This is a genomic window from Candidatus Methylobacter favarea (assembly GCF_902806695.1).
Lineage (GTDB): Bacteria > Pseudomonadota > Gammaproteobacteria > Methylococcales > Methylomonadaceae > Methylobacter_B > Methylobacter_B favarea.
The window spans coordinates 24,169-44,910 of record NZ_CADCXN010000052.1 but is presented as its reverse complement, the minus strand read 5'-3'; the positions used below and the strand labels follow the sequence as shown (position 1 = coordinate 44,910).

The 20,742-nt window shown below is 47.7% G+C and carries 22 protein-coding genes; 7 read left to right on the top strand and 15 right to left on the bottom strand.

The features are described 5' to 3' along the window. Positions 1 to 4 precede the first annotated feature (4 nt). The 9 genes from HUX64_RS06865 to HUX64_RS06825 form a co-directional block, all read right to left on the bottom strand. Positions 5 to 886 carry a ThiF family adenylyltransferase gene (locus HUX64_RS06865; RefSeq protein ID WP_174625497.1) on the bottom strand — a complete coding sequence of 294 codons (882 nt, stop codon included), beginning with the start codon at positions 884 to 886 and terminating at the stop codon, positions 5 to 7. Between the two features lie 679 nt (positions 887 to 1,565). After that, complete coding sequence (locus HUX64_RS06860) at positions 1,566 to 1,829, bottom strand: hypothetical protein (protein ID WP_174625496.1); 264 nt, start codon at positions 1,827 to 1,829, stop codon at positions 1,566 to 1,568. Between the two features lie 407 nt (positions 1,830 to 2,236). Next, on the bottom strand, positions 2,237 to 3,103 hold the full coding sequence (locus HUX64_RS06855) for an aldo/keto reductase family protein (RefSeq protein WP_174625495.1): 867 nt from the start codon (positions 3,101 to 3,103) through the stop codon (positions 2,237 to 2,239). Between the two features lie 269 nt (positions 3,104 to 3,372). Continuing rightward, entirely contained in the window at positions 3,373 to 4,440 is a 1,068-nt protein-coding gene (locus HUX64_RS06850) for an aldose epimerase family protein (protein ID WP_174625494.1), read from the bottom strand. Between the two features lie 16 nt (positions 4,441 to 4,456). Then, a complete protein-coding gene (gene galK, locus HUX64_RS06845; protein ID WP_174625493.1) occupies positions 4,457 to 5,542 on the bottom strand; it encodes a galactokinase in 1,086 nt (361 codons plus the stop codon). After that, positions 5,539 to 6,636 carry a galactose-1-phosphate uridylyltransferase gene (galT, locus tag HUX64_RS06840; protein ID WP_174625492.1) on the bottom strand — a complete coding sequence of 366 codons (1,098 nt, stop codon included), beginning with the start codon at positions 6,634 to 6,636 and terminating at the stop codon, positions 5,539 to 5,541. The genes galK and galT overlap by 4 nt, the downstream gene beginning before the upstream one ends. 23 nt (positions 6,637 to 6,659) lie before the next feature. Further along, positions 6,660 to 8,441, bottom strand: a complete 1,782-nt coding sequence (locus HUX64_RS06835) for a glycoside hydrolase family 2 protein (protein WP_246246936.1) — start codon at positions 8,439 to 8,441, stop codon at positions 6,660 to 6,662. 444 nt (positions 8,442 to 8,885) lie between these two features. Further along, positions 8,886 to 9,242 carry a hypothetical protein gene (locus tag HUX64_RS06830; RefSeq protein WP_174625491.1) on the bottom strand — a complete coding sequence of 119 codons (357 nt, stop codon included), beginning with the start codon at positions 9,240 to 9,242 and terminating at the stop codon, positions 8,886 to 8,888. Between the two features lie 75 nt (positions 9,243 to 9,317). Next, a complete protein-coding gene (locus HUX64_RS06825) occupies positions 9,318 to 9,497 on the bottom strand; it encodes a hypothetical protein (protein ID WP_217426450.1) in 180 nt (59 codons plus the stop codon). A gap of 1,117 nt (positions 9,498 to 10,614) precedes the next feature. Between HUX64_RS06825 and HUX64_RS06820 the strand changes: the two genes are divergently transcribed. Beyond that, positions 10,615 to 10,794 carry a hypothetical protein gene (locus HUX64_RS06820; RefSeq protein WP_174625489.1) on the top strand — a complete coding sequence of 60 codons (180 nt, stop codon included), beginning with the start codon at positions 10,615 to 10,617 and terminating at the stop codon, positions 10,792 to 10,794. Between the two features lie 166 nt (positions 10,795 to 10,960). After that, positions 10,961 to 11,041 (top strand): helix-turn-helix domain-containing protein, encoded by an 81-nt coding sequence (locus tag HUX64_RS20400; RefSeq protein ID WP_217426452.1) that lies wholly within the window; start codon positions 10,961 to 10,963, stop codon positions 11,039 to 11,041. 399 nt (positions 11,042 to 11,440) lie between these two features. Here HUX64_RS20400 and purM read toward each other — a convergent pair whose 3' ends face one another. Further along, positions 11,441 to 12,484, bottom strand: coding sequence for a phosphoribosylformylglycinamidine cyclo-ligase (gene purM, locus HUX64_RS06810; RefSeq protein ID WP_174625488.1), 1,044 nt, complete (start codon positions 12,482 to 12,484; stop codon positions 11,441 to 11,443). Between the two features lie 561 nt (positions 12,485 to 13,045). Here purM and HUX64_RS20395 point away from each other — a divergent pair. Both HUX64_RS20395 and HUX64_RS06800 read left to right on the top strand, forming a co-directional pair. Then, on the top strand, positions 13,046 to 13,153 hold the full coding sequence (locus HUX64_RS20395) for a DUF2066 domain-containing protein (protein WP_174625487.1): 108 nt from the start codon (positions 13,046 to 13,048) through the stop codon (positions 13,151 to 13,153). A 594-nt stretch (positions 13,154 to 13,747) separates the two neighbouring features. Continuing rightward, positions 13,748 to 14,149: a hypothetical protein gene (locus HUX64_RS06800; protein ID WP_174625486.1), complete on the top strand. Its 402-nt coding sequence runs from the start codon at positions 13,748 to 13,750 to the stop codon at positions 14,147 to 14,149. Between the two features lie 174 nt (positions 14,150 to 14,323). Here HUX64_RS06800 and HUX64_RS06795 read toward each other — a convergent pair whose 3' ends face one another. From HUX64_RS06795 to HUX64_RS06775, 5 genes are all read right to left on the bottom strand, one after another. Then, positions 14,324 to 14,977: a hypothetical protein gene (locus HUX64_RS06795; RefSeq protein WP_174625485.1), complete on the bottom strand. Its 654-nt coding sequence runs from the start codon at positions 14,975 to 14,977 to the stop codon at positions 14,324 to 14,326. A gap of 253 nt (positions 14,978 to 15,230) precedes the next feature. After that, on the bottom strand, positions 15,231 to 15,698 hold the full coding sequence (locus tag HUX64_RS06790; protein ID WP_217426451.1) for a nucleoside deaminase: 468 nt from the start codon (positions 15,696 to 15,698) through the stop codon (positions 15,231 to 15,233). 9 nt (positions 15,699 to 15,707) lie between these two features. Continuing rightward, positions 15,708 to 16,772, bottom strand: coding sequence for a homoserine O-succinyltransferase MetA (gene metA / locus HUX64_RS06785; RefSeq protein WP_174625483.1), 1,065 nt, complete (start codon positions 16,770 to 16,772; stop codon positions 15,708 to 15,710). 19 nt (positions 16,773 to 16,791) lie between these two features. Beyond that, positions 16,792 to 17,637 (bottom strand): ATPase, encoded by an 846-nt coding sequence (locus HUX64_RS06780; protein WP_174625482.1) that lies wholly within the window; start codon positions 17,635 to 17,637, stop codon positions 16,792 to 16,794. 17 nt (positions 17,638 to 17,654) lie between these two features. Then, complete coding sequence (locus HUX64_RS06775) at positions 17,655 to 17,951, bottom strand: DUF6763 family protein (protein WP_174625481.1); 297 nt, start codon at positions 17,949 to 17,951, stop codon at positions 17,655 to 17,657. 271 nt (positions 17,952 to 18,222) lie between these two features. Between HUX64_RS06775 and HUX64_RS06770 the strand changes: the two genes are divergently transcribed. The 3 genes from HUX64_RS06770 (at position 18,223) to HUX64_RS06760 (ending at position 20,707) form a co-directional block, all read left to right on the top strand. Beyond that, positions 18,223 to 19,710: a helicase HerA-like domain-containing protein gene (locus HUX64_RS06770; RefSeq protein WP_217426449.1), complete on the top strand. Its 1,488-nt coding sequence runs from the start codon at positions 18,223 to 18,225 to the stop codon at positions 19,708 to 19,710. A gap of 301 nt (positions 19,711 to 20,011) precedes the next feature. Beyond that, the gene (gene smbP, locus HUX64_RS06765; protein ID WP_174625479.1) at positions 20,012 to 20,365 is read left to right on the top strand and encodes a small metal-binding protein SmbP; all 354 of its coding nucleotides are present in this window, start codon (positions 20,012 to 20,014) and stop codon (positions 20,363 to 20,365) included. A gap of 180 nt (positions 20,366 to 20,545) precedes the next feature. Continuing rightward, a complete protein-coding gene (locus tag HUX64_RS06760; RefSeq protein ID WP_174625478.1) occupies positions 20,546 to 20,707 on the top strand; it encodes a hypothetical protein in 162 nt (53 codons plus the stop codon). The last annotated feature ends 35 nt before the right edge of the window (positions 20,708 to 20,742 follow it).

Sequence of the window (20,742 nt, the reverse complement as noted above, 5' to 3'; positions counted from 1 at the left end):
GCGCTTACCCCTTGTTATTAATTTTGGACATAAATTGTTTTTTTGCCAGCGCAATGAAGAGGCGTTGCAACGGATTGCGGTTTCCCCAAGGTCGCCAGGTCTTCGCCAGTTTGTTTCTATACGCATCAAAATGCAGGCCCCAGGGCGCAGCCAAAACAGGCCCGCGCTGCAATAGAATTTTTAAAGCCTGAGTGGCGGCGAAGCCGGCGCAGATTTCGCAGGCCATCGGCGTCGAAGGGCCTTTGTGATTGAGCAAATCGACGGCGCTCATATCAACTAGATAACCATGCTGCAACATAGCCGGCGACAAGCCGAGCAAAAAATGTAGAATTTTATCGCTTTCCTGCTTACCTTGAAGCTGGAAGTACTCTTCAAAAGTCATCTGACCTGGCATGAAATTTAACAAAGCGGCACCCATGCCTAAAGGAGCGGCTGTGATTGCCGGAATTCCCCGTTCTGCGCAGGCAGCAAAAATTGCTTCCCGGACGGAAAAGGCAAAAAAATCCAGGCCGTCCACATAGACATCCACATCGGTTAAAAATTGTGAGAGATTGTCGGGATTTACACCTATTGGAAATTTATTGATAGCGAGCGCAGGATTGATGTCGAGTGCCATTTCCGCCATCACATCGGCTTTCGGCCGATTCAGGTGCGATATGGATGCGCCTGCCTGTCGGTTAAAGTTTGGTAGTTCAAACCGGTCGAAATCAGAGATATTAAATTTTCCTACACCAAGCCGCGTCAAGGCAATCAGATGATTACCCCCGACTCCACCCAATCCGGCAATAGCAATGCGTTTAGATTGAAGTATGTCTTGTTCATGATGAGTTATCCAGCCAATATTTCTGGAAAAGGCAATATGATGATTAAATTGAGAAAGTGGCATACCGTTAGTTACGTTATTGGGGTTGATACCATGATGTATGGAGTTAAAAACGTTGACTTATGCTAAGCTGGGGGCAGTTTTATTTTATAAGGGTCCCCCTTTCTTAAAAATTTAAATAAAGAAAAACAAGTATAGTACAATACCGTTACATCTTCGAATATGGGCAGGTCGCCACCCCAAACGCCCGGCCTGCTTATCACCCGGAAGCCCCCGGTTTAATTTCAGGATTATTGTTTTTCAAGCGCTTATTCGAAGCGGTAGTTATCGTTCGTTCATAAGTTCCACCCGCATATAACTGCTTTGCCAGGGCATTCGGGCAATTTCCTGAATTTAGGCAAAGATACCACTACAGCTTCCCGATGCAGGCAAGACCATCCTGGGGCCATTTGAAGGCTGATGATACCCGAGCTGACACCACAAACTCATGACGCTGCTCAAACTAGCCAGGCTTACTGTCCGGAAAAGTTGGAGGCATAAACGCTGGCGTTTTTGAGAGTTTGCATCCAGTTCCAGCCGAAGGGCTGCCCTGAAAACCGCCTGCCTGGTTGAGGTTGACATTGATAAATGGTTTCTGCTTAGACTCTGTACATGACAAAGATTAAGGGGGTGTTTGACGTTTAGGGGGAGTGTCACGCAGGTACTGACCACAGCAATGAAATCCCTTTTTTAAGCCGTTTGATTAAGCTGGAATAGGCATTACGGCTACTCTAACCCCGCGCTTAAAATGCTTTGGCCGGGAAGTTTTGATGGTCACCGGCAATACGCCATTACCGGCACATGGCGGGTTTCCTGAAGCGCAGGCAGGCCCCCCAAGGGTTTTGTCCCAGTCGCCGCTGGCAACCCCGCCCGTGCGCCAGGCGCAGAGGCTGAGATTAACCCGGCATCGGCCTAATCGCCCCGGTTGCGGCAGCTGTCCGATGCCGCCTGGCTTCAGCGCAGCCAAGCCCCGTTACGCCAAAGTTTTATGATCCCGGCCATGACAGCTGATACTGGTATTTTCAATGCGCATAAAAAACAAGCTTTTTGTTCAAAAGCCAGCCCATCCATTTATCGTAGCTAACTCCCGCTCAGCCGGCAGACTCTCTAGTCATTTTTTGCCCTGCCGACTGATGAAGCGCTTTAAGCTTTAATAGGGCAATGCGGTCCCGGCGCTTGGACCAGAGCATTTATTGACCGGCAATTCAAGGATCGCTGCGCCCGCGCTTCCGATTCGTCAGCTCCGGGAACGGATAAATATCAACTTCAATGAAATCCAACTGTTTCATGACAAAGGGAAATACATTAGGGTTATTGCAAATTGAGACTGAAAGGATTGCCTCAGCCCAGGTGCGGTAAATCCTGAACAGCTATTTAGAAAGCGATGTTCTCAATAGTATTAATTTCTGCTTCAGTTAATTCGATCTCATACGCTGCCAGATCTTCCTGCATATGACTCTTGCTGCTAGTTCCAGTCAGCGGAATCATGCCAACCTGGAGGGCGAACCGGAACACGACCTGCATTACTGAACAGCCATGCCGCCTGGCAATCTTATGCAGCTCCGGCCGGTTTAATTCTGTCAAATTAGCGGTAAGCAAGGAGAAGCCTTGATAGATAATGCCATTTGCCTGGCATAGCGTGCGAATCCCGGCCTCCCATTTTGTCCGTGCATAACACCGGTTTTGTACAAAGGCGGGCTTGACCTCGGCTTTTTCGATCAGCAATCGCAACTGCTCCAAAGTTATATTGGAAATGCCTGTCAGCTTCACGGAAGCTTCTTTCTGTAAATTTTCCATGGCGCGCCAGACTTCCCAATCGGCTTCTTTCAGGCCCTGGTTTGAAGCAGGCCCATGCAGGATATATGAATCCAGATAGGAAGTGTTCAGATGTTCCAGTGAACTTGCAAAAGATTGCCTGACCTGAGTCCCATAGTTTGCTTTCGGATCATAAGGGAGCCGGTGATCCTGGCCTGCAGCATAGGTGAACTTCGTTTGCAGGAACAGATCAGCGCGCTGCAATTTATTTTCAGTCAAAATGCGTTGCACAGCCTTGCCTACGCCAGCCTCGACATAGTGTCGCCGCTGATTGGCGGTATCAATCCCCAAAAATCCGGACTGAACCGCAGCGTAGGTTAATGCCTCGGTTTGATCCTCCTTCCAGGCAGTTCCATATAGAAAAGTGGGAACCGTAGTTCCTCCATGCTGAATAACACGGCTGACTTGATGAGCATTAGCGGGCATTGCGACATCTCCTTTTTTGAAAGGGCTTGAAAGCCGCTATAGCCACCGATATTAGTTTTTGATGGGAGCGGCGCGGAGCATGGCTGATTTTATTTGCTACGCCGAACGCCTTATGTGTTGATTTTATCGATGTTAATCGTGCTGATGGCGACAAACGGCTGCAGCCTTGTTTTACTCAAGGACTGAACTCGCTTCAGTTAAGTTCACCCATTTTGACACTCGGCATGACCATTGCCGTGAAGAAAAATTTCTCCACAATTAAAATTAGGCTAATCGTCGGCTATGCCAAATTGATAAATCGTGGTGTGGCGGTAAATCTCGGAAGGCATGAGCACGGTGGAAGGGAAGTCAGGATGATTCGGTGAATCAGGAAAATGCTGTGTTTCAAGGCACAATCCTGCATGTTTTTGATAAGCCTGACCACGCTTGCCAGTGACCGCGCCGTCGAGAAAGTTGCCGCTATAAAACTGAATGCCGGGCTGCGTCGTATAGACCTGCATGCGCCGTCCAGAGGAAGGCTCCAGGACTTCGGCGGCCAAGGTGCAGGCGTTGTGGTCCTTTATTAATACCCAGTTATGATCATACCCTCCCCGGGCATGCTGCAATTGCTCGCTTTTCACATGGGCTTTCAAATAATGGCCGATGGGCAGCATTTGCCTGAAATCCATGGGAGTCCCGGCCACAGCCGCCTGTTCGCCGGTTGGGATTAAGGTTTCATCCACGGGCAAATAATGGTCGGCAATCAATCGCAGCCGATGGCCGAGCACTGAATTATGCCCGGCCAGATTGAAATAGGCATGGCTGGTCAGATTGATAATGGTGGGCGCGTCGGTTCTGGCGCTGTAATCCAGCCTTAATTCATTGCTTTGCGTAAGCGTATACCCAACCTCAACTTCCACATTAGCCGGGTAGCCTTCCTCTCCATCCGGGCTTTTGCAGCTTAAAGTTAACTGCGGCCCAGTGGTGGTAGTTTCAGCATCAGCCTGCCAGATTTTTTTGTCAAAGCCGGCCACGCCCCCATGTAAATGATTAGGGCCATTGTTGCAGGCGAGCTGATATTCCATGTCATTCAGCAGGAATCGTCCGCGCGCAATGCGGTTGGCATAGCGGCCAATCAAAGCGCCAAAATAGGGATGCTCGCGAAGATAGGGCGCCAGGGAATCGAAGCCCAGAACCACATCGGACAATGCGCCCTGGCGATCGGGCATGCGCAGCGAAACCAGTATGCCCCCATAAGTCATGATGCGCGCTTCAAGCCTATTATCGTTAGTCAGGGTATAACAGTCGATGGCCTGGCCGCCATCAGTCGATCCAAAATATTGCTTCAGAATTGACATTTCAGTTAATTTGCAGTCACTGGACTTTGGGCCCCGCTTCTTCCGGCACCAGCCGGCGGCCTTTACGTTCCGGCCGGTTATAAAGGCCGAGCACGGTTCGGGCGCTGATTATTGCTGTGCCGGATTTGCACAAAGCAACACAGGCTCCGCCAAAGCCCGCGCCGGTGAGCCTTGCCCCATATACGCCTGGCTGGCCTTGCAGAAGGGCTGCCAGTTGATCGAGCTCGGCAATGGATACTTCATAGTCATCGCGCAGACTGGCATGCGATGCATTCATGAGCTGTCCGAATTCTTCAGGAGTAATGCCCTGGCGCGCCCGCAGCACGCGATTATTTTCAGTTACTACATGATGGGCGCGGCGGCGCAAGCGGGGGGGCAATGACGCGAGCCGTTCAGGATCAGTCACATCGCGCAGCGCTGCAACGCCTAACTGCTGTGCCGCGCTTTCACATTCGCTGCGCCGCTCGTTATATTTGCTGGCGGCCAGCGTGCGCTTTACACCCGAGTCGACCACCAGAATTTCCGAGTCGTCCGGAAGCGGCAATAGCTCCCGCTCTAAAGTACGCGTGTCGAGAAACAGCATGCGCTCCGAGTCAGCCAGGCTCGACGCCATCTGATCCATGATGCCGCAATTAACGCCTGCATATTCAATCTCGGCACGCTGGGCAAGCTGGGCTATGCGCACATCATCGAGGGGTAATTGCAGCAATAGTCGCAGAGCCCGGAGAGTAGCGACTTCAAGCGCCGCGCTTGAAGACAGGCCCAGTTCCATGGGCACCTGGGAGTCAATGTAAATATCAAGCACCGGCACTTTCAGCTCTAAAATCTCCAGCTGGCGCAGGCAACCGTAGATATAGCGCGCAAACTGCCGGTCCGGCAAGCTGGTTAAATCAAATTCGGCGACTTCATCCAGAGAGGCGGTATAAAGCCGGAAGACCTTCGTTAATCCCGGCCGCAAAAATACGCGGGTTTTTTGCGGTATCGCAATGGGCAGCACATAGCCATCGTTGTAATCGGTGTGTTCGCCCAGCAAATTGACGCGTCCGGGCGCTTCAGCGGCCGCTGTCCAGGGGGCGCCAAAAATTTGCTCAAACGTTTTCATAAGCCGTTTCCAATATCAACTTCGACGGCCTGCAACTCCCTGGCTTTGTCTTCGGGCAATGCGTCCATAGCAAAAAAGCCGGCTGCAAGCTCGGTGCCGGCCAGATATTTCAGCTTTTCCGCAGTGCGGTAAGGCGGATAAAATTCAGCATGCAGATGGCATTCAGGATGCGGCTGGCCGTCAACAGGAGCCTGGTACCAGGCCATAAGATAGGGAAACGGGCGCTGCCATAAACCATCATATTTCATGAGCACCATTTTCAGCGCCCGGGCAAGATCGCGGCGCTGGTCGTCATTAAGATCGGCAAAAGTCGGTACCGCTAAAATCGGCGCAACCCATACTTCATAAGGATAGCGGGCGCACACAGGCACAAAAGCGACAGCATGCTCGCCCTGGTACAGTATGCGGCGGCCATCATTGAGCTCTTTAATAATCAATGCTTCCAGCAGGCCCTGGCCATTTTGCCGCCAATATTTCAAAGCCTGTTGCTGCATGCCGGCAGGTACGGGAGGGACTAGCGGGTAGGCATAAATCTGCCCATGGGGATGATGTAGCGTAGTGCCTACTTCGGCGCCGCGGTTTTCAAACGGCAAAATATACAGGATATCGGCAAGTTTGCCTAATTGCACAGTACGGTCGGCCCACACCTGCAGCAGTAATTCTATATGCGCAAGAGACAGCGCGCCCAATGAAGAGTCCGCCTGCTGCGTATACACTACCACTTCACATTTGCCGGTGGCGGGCCGGGTCGGTACGATCAGTTCGGGCGCTGAATGGGCGGCAGTAGTCAGGGACGGAAAGCGATTGTCGAAGACAGCAACTTCCCAGTTGCCGGCGGGTAATTCAGTAGGATGATCAGCATTTACAGTTATCGCCAGCGGGTTATATTCGGGAGGCGGCATGAAAGTGCGTTCCTGGCGATAGCCTGCATAAGTGATCCATTCGCCGCGTAACGGATGCCAGCGCAAATGCGGATTTGCCTGTAAAGGCGCAGGGAACGGGCTGGGCGCTGTTATGCCCTGCTGATTGAGAGGATTACGACTGTAGAGCCAAAGCTGCCGTCCGTCGGGTTTGTTTAATGCGAGCATGTGCATAATCTTCATCCTATTCAATACATTCAGCCAGGATTATACCAACGGTAAAATCGGGTCGCCCGGTATATTTCTTCCAACGGAATTTTTGGCGTGCGATCGGCACAAAGCAAGCCATTGGCTTCCTGAAAAGTGTCGGCAAATTGCGTGTAGCAGAATCCGCTGAACAAAGGACAATGCGCCACGACTGCGATTATCTGCTCATACATGCGGGTAAACTCCTCATCGGTCCGGGCGACTGAATAACCCCAGGCCTGTTTCACGCCGGGCTGCGGACATTTGGCGTAGGCAATGCCGCCAAATTCGGTAAGCACAATAGGCTGACCTCGATGCGGATAGCCGTCCAGAGTCAGTATGCGACCGCCTGGTCGGCGCCTATCGAACAATTGTTCTATATTAACCCCTATGCCATAGCGCTGCCCTAGTTGCTCAGGATTGCTATCGTAATCATGAATGCCGATTATGTCGGTTGCGCTGCTTTCCCAGCCGTCATTGCCAATGACAGGACGGGTCGCATCCAGCGTCTTGGTCAGATGATAAAGGGCTTCTATGGCGTCCCTGTGCTCGCGTATGCTGGTTAATTCCGGTACGCCCCAGGATTCGTTATAAGGCACCCAGACGATTATGCACGGGTGGCTGTAATCGCGTTCAATGACTTCTATCCATTCCCGCACTAAACGTTGAATGGCTGTGCGGGTAAAACGATAAGCTGAAGGCATCTCTTCCCAGACCAGCAGACCCAGTCGGTCAGCCCAGTACAAATAACGCGGATCTTCAATTTTCTGATGCTTGCGCACGCCGTTAAAGCCCATTGCCTTTGCCAGTTCAACGTCGCGTCTTAAAGCATCGTCATCGGGGGCGGCAAGCAGCGTATCAGGCCAATAGCCCTGATCGAGCACCAATCTCAATGGATAAGGGCGCCCATTCAGCATGAAGCGATCTTTCAGGATATTGACTGAGCGCAGCGCCGTATAAGAGGTAAATTCATCCAGCACGCTGTCTCCCCGTTTAAGGCGAATCTCGGCATTTAAAAGAGTAGGCCGCTCAGGACTCCACAGCAGCTCATTGCGCGAGTCATCAATGCCGGGATCGGATATTGCGATACGGCGGTCGGCTTCGCCGTCAATAATCTGATAGCTGTCGCGCGCCAATAATTTGTCTTTATGGCGCAAGGTGACTTCCACTGTCAAATCTTCACTGAGTTTGCCGACAACAGAGGCCGAAAAGCCAAGCGCGAATTGCTCCTGATAAGGGGTCCAGCGAATATGGCGGATAAATGTATCGGCAACCCGTTCGATCCATACAGTCTGCCATATTCCAGTAGTGCGGGGATACCAGATAGAGTGCGGTTCCAGTTGCCAGTCCTGCTTGCCCCGCGGCTTGGTCAAATCCTGCGGATCATCTTCGACCATGACCGTCACGATCTGGCTGCCGCTTTCATTCAGTGCGGAAGTAATGTCGCAATAAAAAGGGGTATTGCCGCCTTCATGAGTAATGACCCTGTGGCCATTGATCCATACTTTGGAGTAATAATCGACCGCGCCGAAATGCAATAAAATGCGCCCGCCTGCGATCTCCACATCCAAGGTGAATTCACGCTCATACCAGCAGAACCGGTGAAAGCCCCGATCGCCTATGCCGCTGGCTTCGGACTCAGGCGGAAATGGCACGATAATCTGCATGGGCCATTCTTTAATGGCCGATGGATGATGAAATCGGCGCATGTCGTCGAATTGGAATTTCCATGATCCATTGAGCGAAACCCAATGGGAACGAACTAATTGGGGACGAGGATAGGCGCTTGACAAAATAGGCTCCTTAAAATCCTGGATTGAAAACCTAAATATATGTTTGCTTATCTTTGTTTTATTGAACTATTATCAGGCAGGAGCATAAGCTTTTATTAGTGATGCATTTACCTGTATAAAATATTATTTTATGAGAGTTTGAAATAAAATGCCCTGTTAAATTCAAAATTTTTCAACATGAGTTTCAATTAGTCCGAATTCATAGTACTTCAGCAGAATCTTCGGTCTTTTCAATGGGGCTTCTGGTACTCCGCTCAAGTGGCTCAAAAGCAGCATTTGTAACAGCTCGACAGATGGCAACAGCTTGAAAACTTTAGACACGCTTGTCGCCACGGAACAAAACAGCGAGAATCGTCGGTGTTGAGGAATAGAATAACTTGCTCGGGTATTTACTGGCGTGCCGGCGGCGCTGTAAACCAAAATGCTACAGCAACCGCTATTAAATTAACTACGCACCGATTGGGCTTTTATATATTTTGCAGTGAGGTAGCCTAAAAATGCACCCCATATTATCATAAAAATTCCGTGTAAAATTATTTCCAGTTTAAACCTATATTCTTGGGTATAGTAATCATAGATATAATCAATAGTAATAATACAAGCTGTTATATATAAAGCTTTTCTAAAAGTAACTGCACCCGCATAGAAACAACTAACGCCAAGTATAATAAACCCTGACAAAAATCTTATACTGGCATGTATTGACCAATCAAGATCGAGTATTGGAGTTTTTAACAAAGCTATGTTCAAAAAATATAGCAAAACAATACCTATAATAAAAGTAGAAACGAGCATTTTCATAGGTAACCGCCTTTTATACCCTGCAATTATTGAGTTTTTTATCTAAAAAGTAATTCGGACTATTCTATTACCATTTTAAACTAAAATTTTTGACTTGAAGTTTCGCCCTTTTTTAAAATTAATTATCCAGACAGGCGGCGCATTTATTTTTATAGATTTAACTTGACCCTGCGAAGGAAATAAGCCTTTCTTGTTCATTCTTGGCTTTTCAAGACCGCCGCTTTGGGCAGGAACAAGCGGAGCAAAAGTTTTCAATTTCAACCAGTATAAACACCCTTAAAGCAACGGCAATTATTTTCAGCCAGAATCCGCGTCTATAGCAATAGTGGCGTAGCTCACCTGCATGGACTGCTACTGGGCAAAAGCCGATTGACATACTATAAGCAGCAGGATCGCCAGCCCTACCAGCGGCTTGCCAACAACCAGTGAATGTTGAGCACTGAATAGTACAGGTAGCGGCTGATGAAGGCATACATCAGCATATCGCCCGGCACCAGTTCTTCGGCGGGCAACAGACAACTTTTGCCGTCGCGACGTACCGGCTCTTGAAGCGTGAGAATAGTGCATATCGCATCAAGGGCCTTTTCCGCTTTTTTGTCCTCCTGGATAAAGCCGATCAGCGCATTGATCCCAATACATCGGCGATAACGCAGCTGTCAAGCCAGTGGCCGCCGTTATAGCGGCCGCTCTAAGCAGGACATAAATGAATGAGCATCTTAAAACTGGCTGACAAAGCGTTTAAAATGCCCGCTGTCGTGAGCCTCTTAATAACCGTAGCGGACCACACAGTTCTGCCTGCGGCCCGGCTTAAGTCCTGTTCAGTTCTGGACAAGACCTCCCAATCTTTTCAGCTACCCTGATTATATAACCGGTTTAAGCAATTGCAATAAAAGAAACAGTGAGTGCCAGAGCTGTTATAAGGATGTGGATGGAGTATCCGTAAATATAAATAAAAATCCCTTAGTCTTGCTTCCAGGAATACCAGGACTTGAATAACAATAATGACCGGAATGACCGCGAGAACACCGACATGAAATATTTTAGGCTCGATTTAATAAACTTAAGCATTTTCCTACTACTGGATTAAGACTCGTTTCGCAACAACAGATTTTAACAGGGCCAGGGCTTGTTATCCTGGAGCCAGCAAAACCTTTACTCTTCATAATTTTGCCAGCCGCAAATAAAACGATCTTTACTAGCGAGAGCCCATTTAAATATGACGGCTATAGCCCGACTTATTGCTATAACTAACGATAAGGAAAGACTAGTTGGGGTCGACAGCGAAAGGGTCACCGCCGTCCACATTATCGACTACTAGCCAGTTTATCGAAACAGCCCTGCAAAAGGGTTTAAGGCGCCCGGCCCGTTACTATTGGCTCAATGTGATTCTTTTAGATATTCCGCCTTAAGAGAAGCTCTGCCCGATCTGGAAACGGGTGATTATCTATTGCAAAACACCCAAACAAAACTGCAAAGACAGAACCAGGATATATCCGGCGAAGCCGATGGATTGCGCTTCCTGCTGATCCGGGGACGTGAGCGAATTGGTTAATACACTGGGGAAGATTGATGCATGGACCGAGCATGACGCGATTCTGCTGGAAGATTTGGCTCAGTCAACCCAGCTACCCTTTCAAGATAATTTTCCTGGGCATGTCGCAATCCAGTCGATGGTCTTGGCGGAATTGGAAATTGCTTATCTCCGTCGTATTTAGGAAATAACCGGGGGCAATAAAGTGCAAGCGGCTAAAATTTTAGGAATTGATCGAGATACGCTTTATCGGAAGTTAGATGACTAAACCGGAAAAATGCAGCATTAAAGCTTAAGTTGCCCCGTCATTTTCAGGCCGCCCTCCGAGTTTGCAACGGCTGTGAAAGACTTGCAGGGTTAAAGATTTGCAGGGTTATTGTCGGTTGGGTCCGCCTGCCTGAAGCTGAGCTGGCCGCCGCCAAGTTCCAGTTTATGGGGGGCGAACTCTTCGTATGCTTACATTACAGGATATAAAGATTAACTCTGAATGGCATCAATATTTATTTGCATAGCCTGGAAGCATATCATTACTAACAGCTGATTATAATGGCTAGTGGAGGATGGATAGTAGCGCCAAAATAAAGTTATGCAGCAAGGCAAATTCCGCAAGACTTCCAAGGGGCTTAAGTTCCAGACTTTGGATTAAACTCTTAAGCAGCTGAATAACTTATAGATAGATAACTTCTGGCTTACCTTCCGCTTCCACCAGTTTACCTATAGGAAAAACGGTCTCTCCAAGTGAATGCAGGGTCTCAAGAGCAGCTTTTTCATCTTCTGCCGCCACGCAGACGATCATGCCGATGCCGCAATTAAATGTGCTTAGCATATCCGCCTGCAATACATTGCCCTGATTTTGCAGCCATTTAAAGATTTCCGGAAATTCCCAGCCTGATAGATCAATATGGGCATTAATCCCGCCGGGGAGGACGCGAGGCAGGTTTTCGGTTATACCGCCGCCGGTAATATGAGCAAGCGCATGTACCGGCACTTTATCCAGCAGCGACAATACTGGTTTCACATAAATCCTGGTGGGTTCCAGCAAGGCCAAGCCTAAGGAGCCACCCTTGAACGAGTCTGTCAATTCCGAATGACTGTGTGCGAGTATCTTGCGGATTAATGAATAGCCGTTCGAATGGGGTCCGGCGGAGGCCATGCCAATCAGCTTGTCGCCGGCTTTAACCTTGCCGCTATCCAATACCTTGCTCTTTTCCACAATGCCGACGCAAAAACCGGCCAGATCGTACTCGCCATCCGCATACATGCCGGGCATTTCCGCCGTTTCGCCGCCAACCAGCGCTGTCTCCGCCAGTTCACAGCCTTTGCCTATGCCTGCTATAACGGAGGCTGCGGTCTCTACATCGAGCTTGCCGGTAGCGAAATAATCCAGAAAAAATAAAGGCTCGGCGCCTTGCACGATAATGTCATTGACGCACATCGCGACCAGATCAATGCCTATCGTGTCATGAATGCCTAAATCAACAGCCAATTTAAGCTTGGTGCCCACGCCGTCCGTTCCTGAAACCAGAACCGGATGTTGATAGCGCTCCCATGGAAGTTCATACAGCGAGCCGAATCCGCCCAGACCCGCCATAACGCCGGCTGTTCGCGTTCTGGCTGCAATAGGCTTGATGCGTTCAACGAGTTCGCTGCCGGCTTCAATATCAACGCCGGCGCTTTTATAATTCAAGCTTTGCTGGTCATGTTCACTCAAGGGAGTTCTCTTGCTAAAGATAAGTTTTAAACAGCCGATATTGTACAAGACATTGCCGATTTTAGTGAAAGGATATAAATGTACTTTTTAGGGCTTTTATTATTGCGGCATTATTTTTCTATCAACAGACTTTTGCCGTTCAGGTTATCGGCCTATATGAAACAGAAGTCATTGCCCCAAACCAGTACACGTAAGGTAGAAATATAGCCATAAAAGAAGCCTTGACTATTGTGCTGAGCCGGATTCTGGCCGGCGCAACTATCTTGCATGATGCTGCCGTTTAGAGGGCATTGGCTGATGCCTTACGTATGCATGCAATATCAATATTTGTTGATGGAGAGCGGTTCAGGCGCAGACAGCAGTGCCTGAGCCATGCGCTTGGGGTTTGATGAGTCTTTATTATTGAATCTGATAAAAACCGGCGGGTTGCACGGTGGGACGAAACGGGGCCGCAAACTCTGCTTTGGCTGGCTGTTGAAAAAAACGGGCGGCGGGCTTTTTTAAAGCCGAGATGATGCCTGAGCTGGACAATGCTGTAAATAAAATATCCCGGCAAACAGCTTGCCGTTGATATTGCCTTTGCTTGATAGGGACGAAAAGCGAGAAATATCGCTAAGTGATGTCTTAAGCGCCTATCCGCAACCTTTGCTGACAGTTTCCGAATGCTAGGGCGAGGTGTCAATTGTGGCGGGCAGGCTAGTTAAAATGAAGGAATGCTGGTGTGCGGATTGGGCATTTTATTTTGACGCACAAACATCGACCAATGGTTGAAGCCTTGCACAACCCTGAATGAGTCGATTTTAACAGCGATGAAAGGGGTCTATAACTGGCTGTCGAGGTATTATGCCGGTAACCCGATACCCCTTGAGCCCGGTCCAGTGAGGCTTAAGGTTTGAGGCGTCAGAGGTTTGGATGATGTCGGCAGGATTACGGATTATCTGAAATCATTGACGATGGTCAAATTTGCACTCTGGGCCGGTAAGAAAAACAGGCTTAATCTTTTCAAGCTGAATATTGAGGGTAGCTGAAATACGTTTGAGGATGCGGTAGGCATTGGCCGGGTTGTAAATCCGCAAGGCAAGGATACTACCGGCAACAATGAACTTGACTATCAATTGTTGCCGCAGCGATTTAATTAGTTCCTCGAATTATTAAATACCGGGATAAGTTGAAATTCATCTGAAAAAAAATTAAAGTGCAGCGAGGTTAATCTAAATAATTAAAAATAAAAGATAACTTCAAAGTCTTAATCGAGGAAGTAATATGAAAATAATAACAATGATGAAATTGGCGGCCGTTATTGCTATGGTTGTATTTAATGACGCAGCCGTGGCGTATAGTCCAGAGGAGACGGAGCAGGAATGCAAAAAACCACGCTTCAGGGAGTTTGACCTCCCCGAGTATAAAGCACCTGAGAATATTGAAGTTAAACCGGAATCAGAATTTTCTTTTATGGTATCGCCTTGGGCGGATCCAACGACCATCAGGTTGACTGCGAAAAAGAAAAAGCTGGATTATACCGTCGAAAGCAATAGCAGTTTTCACCGGATCAAATCAAAACTGCCTGCCGGTCTGAATGGGCAATATGTTAGAATCGAGGTGAGCGTCAAGGCGGTTTTAGGCTGCGATGAACAGGGCGGCTGGCTGGTTAAAGTGGCAAAATAATTAAATACTCCTGCAGGAGTAACAGTCTTCATTAGCTCTTTTCAAGAAGGTTTAAGGGCAGATTTTTAGCCTTAAACCTTCTTTTAGCTATTTTCCTGATACCAGGCTGTAGGCTGCAATGAGGCTGCGAACCCCAACAATTGGGACATTGACAGAGGTGGGACTTCATTGCATTCAAGATACAACAGCATTAAATTCGGCAATACCAATTAAAAATGCCGTAGAACCGCGGGACTTAAATGAATATTCCCAAGCATGTGTACTCTCAGATGGAAATTTTTTGAATGCTTGAAGAATTGGCAAATACTTCGCTCCTTTAAGGGAAGGATATTTCACTCTTTGATCATTTTTTAACATCTTGAAGTGATTTGATATCTTGAAGTGTTCTAATATCAATTCAATTTGTACATCGTTTTGTACATCGTTTTCTACGCAGTCAGTATTTCTTATTACACAAATTTGCATAACGTGTCCTGGTAAGTTTTGCGAATTATATCTAATCGCCGATTCTAACTTGAGTCTGTCCCTCATAAAGTAATAAAACACTCCCCAGGGATTTTTATTTATGAGGTTTTCATCATAAATTTTATATTCAGCCAATACAAATCTGCCATGTGAAAATCCTACTAAATCTCCTCGACAATTATGTCCGTCATCCGGAGTAAATTCAGGTAACAGGACTCTGTAATCTACTTCATTTTGAAATAATCCAATCTTCTTGTCCTTTAACTGGCTGGATACTTTTTGCGTGATTTCGACTTCCTTCATATTTTTGAATTTTAGAGTCGTAGCTATGATCTCTTCTACAATCAATTTACAGTGATTCATGATAATCCTTGCAATATAAATTTATATGCCTAACGTAGAGCGAAGCAGGCACGAAACCGTTTGTCACTGTACCGATTAGACAAAGCAGCAAATTAAGCCAATCCTAGAGCTCTTATCTTTAGTTGCCCCCTCGGTTAAAGGAATCCCCGATTTATTCAGGGTAAGCTGAAGGTAATGAAGCCTAACATCTGTCATAAGGTAGGCTGTCGGCCTTGCGTAAGCTCCATTACTAATGTTAGTCCATTACATAATATCAGTAAGGGGTTTTGTTACTTATCTCTGCCCATGCCTCGAAAGGCTGAGGAGCGCTCGGCAGATTTAAATGCACCATGGGAATACTGCGATCTGAAGGGTGAACGCAAATTTCCTCGTAAATTAATTTGTCATCAAAACCGGCGGCTGCGGCATCATAGCGATTGCAGGCAAAATAAACTTTTTCAAGTCTGGCCCAGTAAATTGCCCCCAAACACATGGGACAGGGCTCGCAGCTGGTATACAGTATGCAATTACAGAGCTGAAAATCATTAAGTTTTCTGCAGGCCAGGCGTACTGCCATGATTTCTGCATGGGCAGTAGGATCCATAATACTGGTAACTTTGTTGACACTGGCCGCAATCACTTGATTATCCTTCACAATAATTGCGCCATATGGCCCGCCCTGGCCGGTTTTGACATTCTCTAAAGCCAGATCAATGGCCTGTTGTAAAAATCTTTCATGCAGCTCATGCATTTATAGGCCTAACGGATTATTCGGGTCTATGCCGGGCATAAACGGCAGTCGCCGATCCTGGTTGGTAAGCTGGTATATTTTCCCCAGCCAGTTATTGAAGACGGCTTTTGCTGTATCTCGCCAGGTATTGTCAATATATTCAAGAATCAGGCTTTCAGGAAATGCAGCCAGCTCCCTGCCGGTTTGCCGGGCGGAAATGACCTCCTGTTTATAGCCGGTAAGAATTTCCTGTACCTCTGCACTAAAATAATTTTCGGGAAAGGGCGGATAGTCTTGCCTTTCTGTCGTGTAGAAACGCATGACTTCACGTTTGTATTCTTTTAACAGGCTGATATCATCATATTCGGGGTGTCCCTGAAAAAAAACAATGCGGAAACCATCGGGACTGACGGCGAGATGTGTGCCGGCTTCTTTACTGACCGCCAGGACTTTTAGGCCATGCCGTTCCATATCGCTTTGGAATATTTCATTAAAGCGTGAATGGGGAACATCAAAGCGGGTGTTGATTTCAGCGACCAGGGGATGGGTACGATCGGTCAGCTTATGCGCAAACACTCCCCAGCGTTTGGCCGGGATGCGAGTACGCTCAATGCCATAGCAGTATTGAATGACCGCATGAGTGGCAAGGCATGAGCAAAGCACCGACGTGACATTTTCCTTGGCCCAGGAGAAAACTTCCGTCAAGGGCTGCCAAAAGTCTTCTTCAGGCAATTGGGCATGAGTAACATTGGCGCCGCTGATAATAAGGGCGTCCAGGCCATCCTGTTTGATTTTCTCAAAAGGTTCATAATATCTGGCGATATGGGCCTGCGCTTTGGGGCCTCTCTGCAAGCCTTTAATCGTGAAGGGATGGATATGAAACTGGGCGATTTGATTACAGGCGCCAACCAGTCGGAAAAATTGTCTTTCCGTTGCCTCCAGCGCGGCATCGGGCATCATATTGAGCAGCCCGATATGCATTTCCCGTATATCCTGGTTGACCGCGCGATCCTGGTCCAATATTACTTCACCCTCTTCTTGAAGACGCTGAAATGTCGGCAGGTCGGTATGGGCCACTAAAGGCATAAGCACAACTCTTTATCGGTCATTGCTGTTTTGCAATCGCCTCGGCAATAAGCCGAATAAAGTCATGCTCTGTTTTAACTTCGGCGGCGTCGTGCGCGTCTACGGTATAGCCGTACTGGGCGGCGATCGCTTCATAACGGGGCAGGCGGGATTTGAATAACTCGGGAAAAATCCAGGAAACAAAGTCATCCGGCGGAATTGCTTCAGGGCAGGGATAATTTTTCAGGTGCATGAATTCAGCCAGTTTTTCATCAAGAAATGATTCGCGGTAATAAAGGGGCTTGGGATCGGTTTGGGAGCGTTCAATAATGGTTTGTTCCAGAGCCGGAGGTATTTTAATGTAAACAATCAGCGTGTGCCTGGCCAGGGTATTCAATACTTCCGGGTTATCCAGTTCACAAACGCTGCCGCCGGCATCGTTAATAAAATTTTTATAACCATAGATGTCTTCGGCTTTATGAATAAAGTCAGGGACATCATTCATGGCTGCGATTTCTGCATCATGGTGCAGTTTTTGTCTGCGTTTAAATTCCTTTAACGACAATCCTCCCGATTCAGGATTGCCGAGCTTGCCAAGAAAACTGGACACAGCGGCAAGATTATCGACCGTTATTTTGCTGCTGATATAGATGGAATCGGAGAGCAGCAACTGGCGCAAAAACGGCACGCTCATAGCCTGGCGTTTAATATTGTCCAAAATCGGCTCTTCCAGATATTTTGTGCCTATCCGGTAGTCACCCGAATAATGGAACCATTTGGCTTTGGGTAACTTATTAGCCAGCGTCGTCTTTCCCGCGCCCGACATTGCCAGCAAGGTAATTCTTTTAGATTGCCAGTCCAGAAATTCCCGCGGACTCATTTTCATGTAATGTTTCCTGATTATTACAGATAATCTTCAATGTCCATATCCTCGGGATTAGGTTTATGTTCGTCCGGATCTGAATAGCCCAGATCATCGATTTCAAGATCATCAAAGGGTGCTGTCCAGTCTTCGGGATCCTCAATATAATCGAAGGTTGAGTTATACCAGCTGTCATGATCATACTCGCCGATATCGCCGTTCAGGTATTGCACTTCAATTGAATCATCGCTGTCTTCAATATTGACAATCTGGAATTTCAGGTTGTTTTCCACATCTTTGTACCAGCTGCCGACGATGGGATCTGCTACGGTTGCCATGATTATTTTCCTCAATATTTTAGGTTAGGTTGTTCAGATACAGGGTATAAAAAACGAATATTACTAATACTCTTAAATCAAATACAATGAATTTATAGCGAGCGTGATGCAGTGATTCACGATTTTTTCAACTTCAAACGTTATGCAAAAACCGCTTATAAAGCGGTTCGGCAGCTTATTTACGGCTATATTTATAGAGGAAGAGCGGCTTTCTTGCAAGCCTACGCTGTGCTACGATGAGCAAGATTTTTATCAAAGCAGGAGATTAGCAGTGAAGGATATTTTGATTGGCGGCGAAAATGGGGCTAAAGTCATCATGAATGCAGCAATGGGCAATCGTCATGGCATGATTTCAGGTGCGATCGGCACCGGTAAAACGGTCACCCTGCAAATTCTGGCAGAAGGGTTTTCACGCCTGGGTGTGCCGGTATTTCTTGCCGACATTAAAGGTGACTTGTCGGGCATTACCAGTCCCGGCCAGACCCATGAAAAAATTTCCGAACGCCTTGAAAAAATTGGTTTAACCGATTTTCAGCCTCGCGGCAATCCGGCTGTTTTCTGGGATATTTTTGCCAAAACCGGGCATCCGGTGCGCACTACCATCTCGGATATGGGCCCGTTGCTGCTCAGCAATCTGCTGGAGTTGAATGACACGCAAACCGGAGTATTGTACAGCTGTTTTAAAATTGCCGATGATAACGGGCTGTTATTGCTGGATTTAAAAGATTTATGCGCGATGATAGCCTGGATGGGAGAGGAAGCCAAACAGCTGCAAGCCGAGTACGGTAATATTTCTGCGGCGAGTCTCGGCGCCATTCAACGGCAGTTGCTGGTTCTGGAAGCGCAGGGCGCGGAATATTTTTTCGGGGAGCCGGCAATTGAGTTGGCTGATTTTTGCAAAACGGATTTTTCGGGAAATGGCGTCATCAGCATTCTTGATGCTACCGAGCTCACTACGAAATCGCCGCGTTTATATGCCACTTTTCTGCTTTGGCTGCTTGCCGAGTTATTCGAAACGCTGCCGGAAGTAGGGGATGGCGATTGTCCTAAACTGGTCCTGTTTTTTGATGAAGCGCACCTGCTGTTCGATCAGGCGCCCAAGGTATTGATTGATAAAATCGAACAAATTGTCAGGCTGATTCGCTCTAAAGGCGTGGGCGTGTATTTTATCAGTCAAAGCCCGCTGGATATTCCCGAAGACATTCTCGGACAGCTAGGTCTTAAAATTCAGCATGCGCTAAGAGCCTTTACCCCGAAGGATCACCAGACAGTCAGAAGCGTTGCCGCCACTTTTCGCCGCAACCCGGCGATTGATACGGAAGCTGCCATTCAGGAATTAAAAAATGGGGAAGCGCTGGTTTCGGTATTGAATAAGGATGGCAGTCCGGCACCGGTAGAGCGAATCCTGATTCGTCCCCCCGAATCTCAAATTGGCCCTATTTCAAACCAGCAGCGGGAGGAAATAATGCGCCGATCTCCTTTTAGCGGCCGCTACGCCCAGGAAGTGGATCGGGAGTCAGCTTATGAACTGCTCAAGAAAAAAGCCCAGCGGCAAGCCGAGGCTGCGGCTGAAGAGGCGCTGACCAAACAGCATTCAGGCAATACTTCCACCCGTACCGCCAGAGGAACACGATCCCGGGGGCGGCAGAGCGTCGGTGAAGCGCTGCTTACAAGTGCAGCCCGCAGCATAGGCAGTACGGTAGGCCGGCAGATTATCCGGGGCATTATGGGCTCGTTATTAGGCGGCCGCCGAGCCTAGCATTCAGGCTTAATCTATATGTCTTGCAAGCTTTGCGTATATTCCATGCTCATTTGTTTGATGTTGTCATTGACAATAAAGAATTTTTATGGGGCAGGCAAAGGAGCCAATAAGTGGTCATGAAGTTACTTGCTTGCAATTGAATCTATCCGCACATTGCAAAATAAATTCAATGAGAGTTAGAATGTAAATGCCGGTTCCCCAAATAGTTCCTCGCTTTTCTAAAGGCCGCGGAACTATGTGGTTATTTCTGAGTACAACTGGTAACGACAACCCAAAAATTAATAATGAGGAGAAAATAATGAAAAAATTAGCATCCGTATTTGCAGGTTTATTGTTGTGTCTGAGTACTACTGTTTTCGCCGACGCCGAAAGTGACAAACACTCTGCCCAGGCATTGCAGCATGCCAATATGGCCGTGGAGCAGGGTAAAGCGGGTAAAGCGCCAAGTTTGGTTGAACATGCGAAGGCCGGATTGGAACATACAGTGGCAGCTGCAATTACAGCCAAGGGCGTGCCATTAACCCATATAAATGCAGCTTCAGATTCCCTTACACAGGCTATTGATCACGGTAATTTAGGTCATACAGAAATGGCCACTAAAGCTGCCGAACAGGCTGTGGAACACATTAAAGCCGCTACAAGCAGTCAATAATATTCTCGTCTTTAAACAACGGGCGGCTAATTCCGCTCGTTGTTTTTTTATTATCTGCAACCTGGCAAGCAAGCCCATTAACGGGAAGGTATCACATTACATCAATCGATGACCTGCTCATAACAAGTTCCCGGTTTTATTTGTACCTGAAAAAGTATCGCTTAAACCTGGCAGGTTTTGATGAAAATAAACCTCTATGAATTTTTGAGGAAGGGGTTCTTGCAGGGCTGCACTCTATCTAAAGACGCATCAACAATACATTTGCAAGCCTTTGCAAAATCACTGCAAGAAGCAATTACTATGAAATGGGGCTATGCAGATATGGCTGCCATATCCCTTTAAAAGAATGCAAGAACCGGGGGGACCCGGAAATAAAT

Bases quoted from the DNA above. Each gene is read 5' to 3' on its own strand.
- HUX64_RS06865 (WP_174625497.1), bottom strand. From the start codon at position 886: ATGCCACTTTCTCAATTTAATCATCATATTGCCTTTTCCAGAAATATT.
- HUX64_RS06855 (WP_174625495.1), bottom strand. From the start codon at position 3,103: ATGCCCGCTAATGCTCATCAAGTCAGCCGTGTTATTCAGCATGGAGGA.
- HUX64_RS06850 (WP_174625494.1), bottom strand. From the start codon at position 4,440: ATGTCAATTCTGAAGCAATATTTTGGATCGACTGATGGCGGCCAGGCC.
- galK (WP_174625493.1), bottom strand. From the start codon at position 5,542: ATGAAAACGTTTGAGCAAATTTTTGGCGCCCCCTGGACAGCGGCCGCT.
- galT (WP_174625492.1), bottom strand. From the start codon at position 6,636: ATGCACATGCTCGCATTAAACAAACCCGACGGACGGCAGCTTTGGCTC.
- HUX64_RS06830 (WP_174625491.1), bottom strand. From the start codon at position 9,242: ATGAAAATGCTCGTTTCTACTTTTATTATAGGTATTGTTTTGCTATAT.
- HUX64_RS06800 (WP_174625486.1), top strand. From the start codon at position 13,748: ATGAAAATAATAACAATGATGAAATTGGCGGCCGTTATTGCTATGGTT.
- HUX64_RS06795 (WP_174625485.1), bottom strand. From the start codon at position 14,977: ATGAATCACTGTAAATTGATTGTAGAAGAGATCATAGCTACGACTCTA.
- metA (WP_174625483.1), bottom strand. From the start codon at position 16,772: ATGCCTTTAGTGGCCCATACCGACCTGCCGACATTTCAGCGTCTTCAA.
- HUX64_RS06780 (WP_174625482.1), bottom strand. From the start codon at position 17,637: ATGAAAATGAGTCCGCGGGAATTTCTGGACTGGCAATCTAAAAGAATT.
- HUX64_RS06775 (WP_174625481.1), bottom strand. From the start codon at position 17,951: ATGGCAACCGTAGCAGATCCCATCGTCGGCAGCTGGTACAAAGATGTG.
- smbP (WP_174625479.1), top strand. From the start codon at position 20,012: ATGAAAAAATTAGCATCCGTATTTGCAGGTTTATTGTTGTGTCTGAGT.
- HUX64_RS06760 (WP_174625478.1), top strand. From the start codon at position 20,546: ATGAAAATAAACCTCTATGAATTTTTGAGGAAGGGGTTCTTGCAGGGC.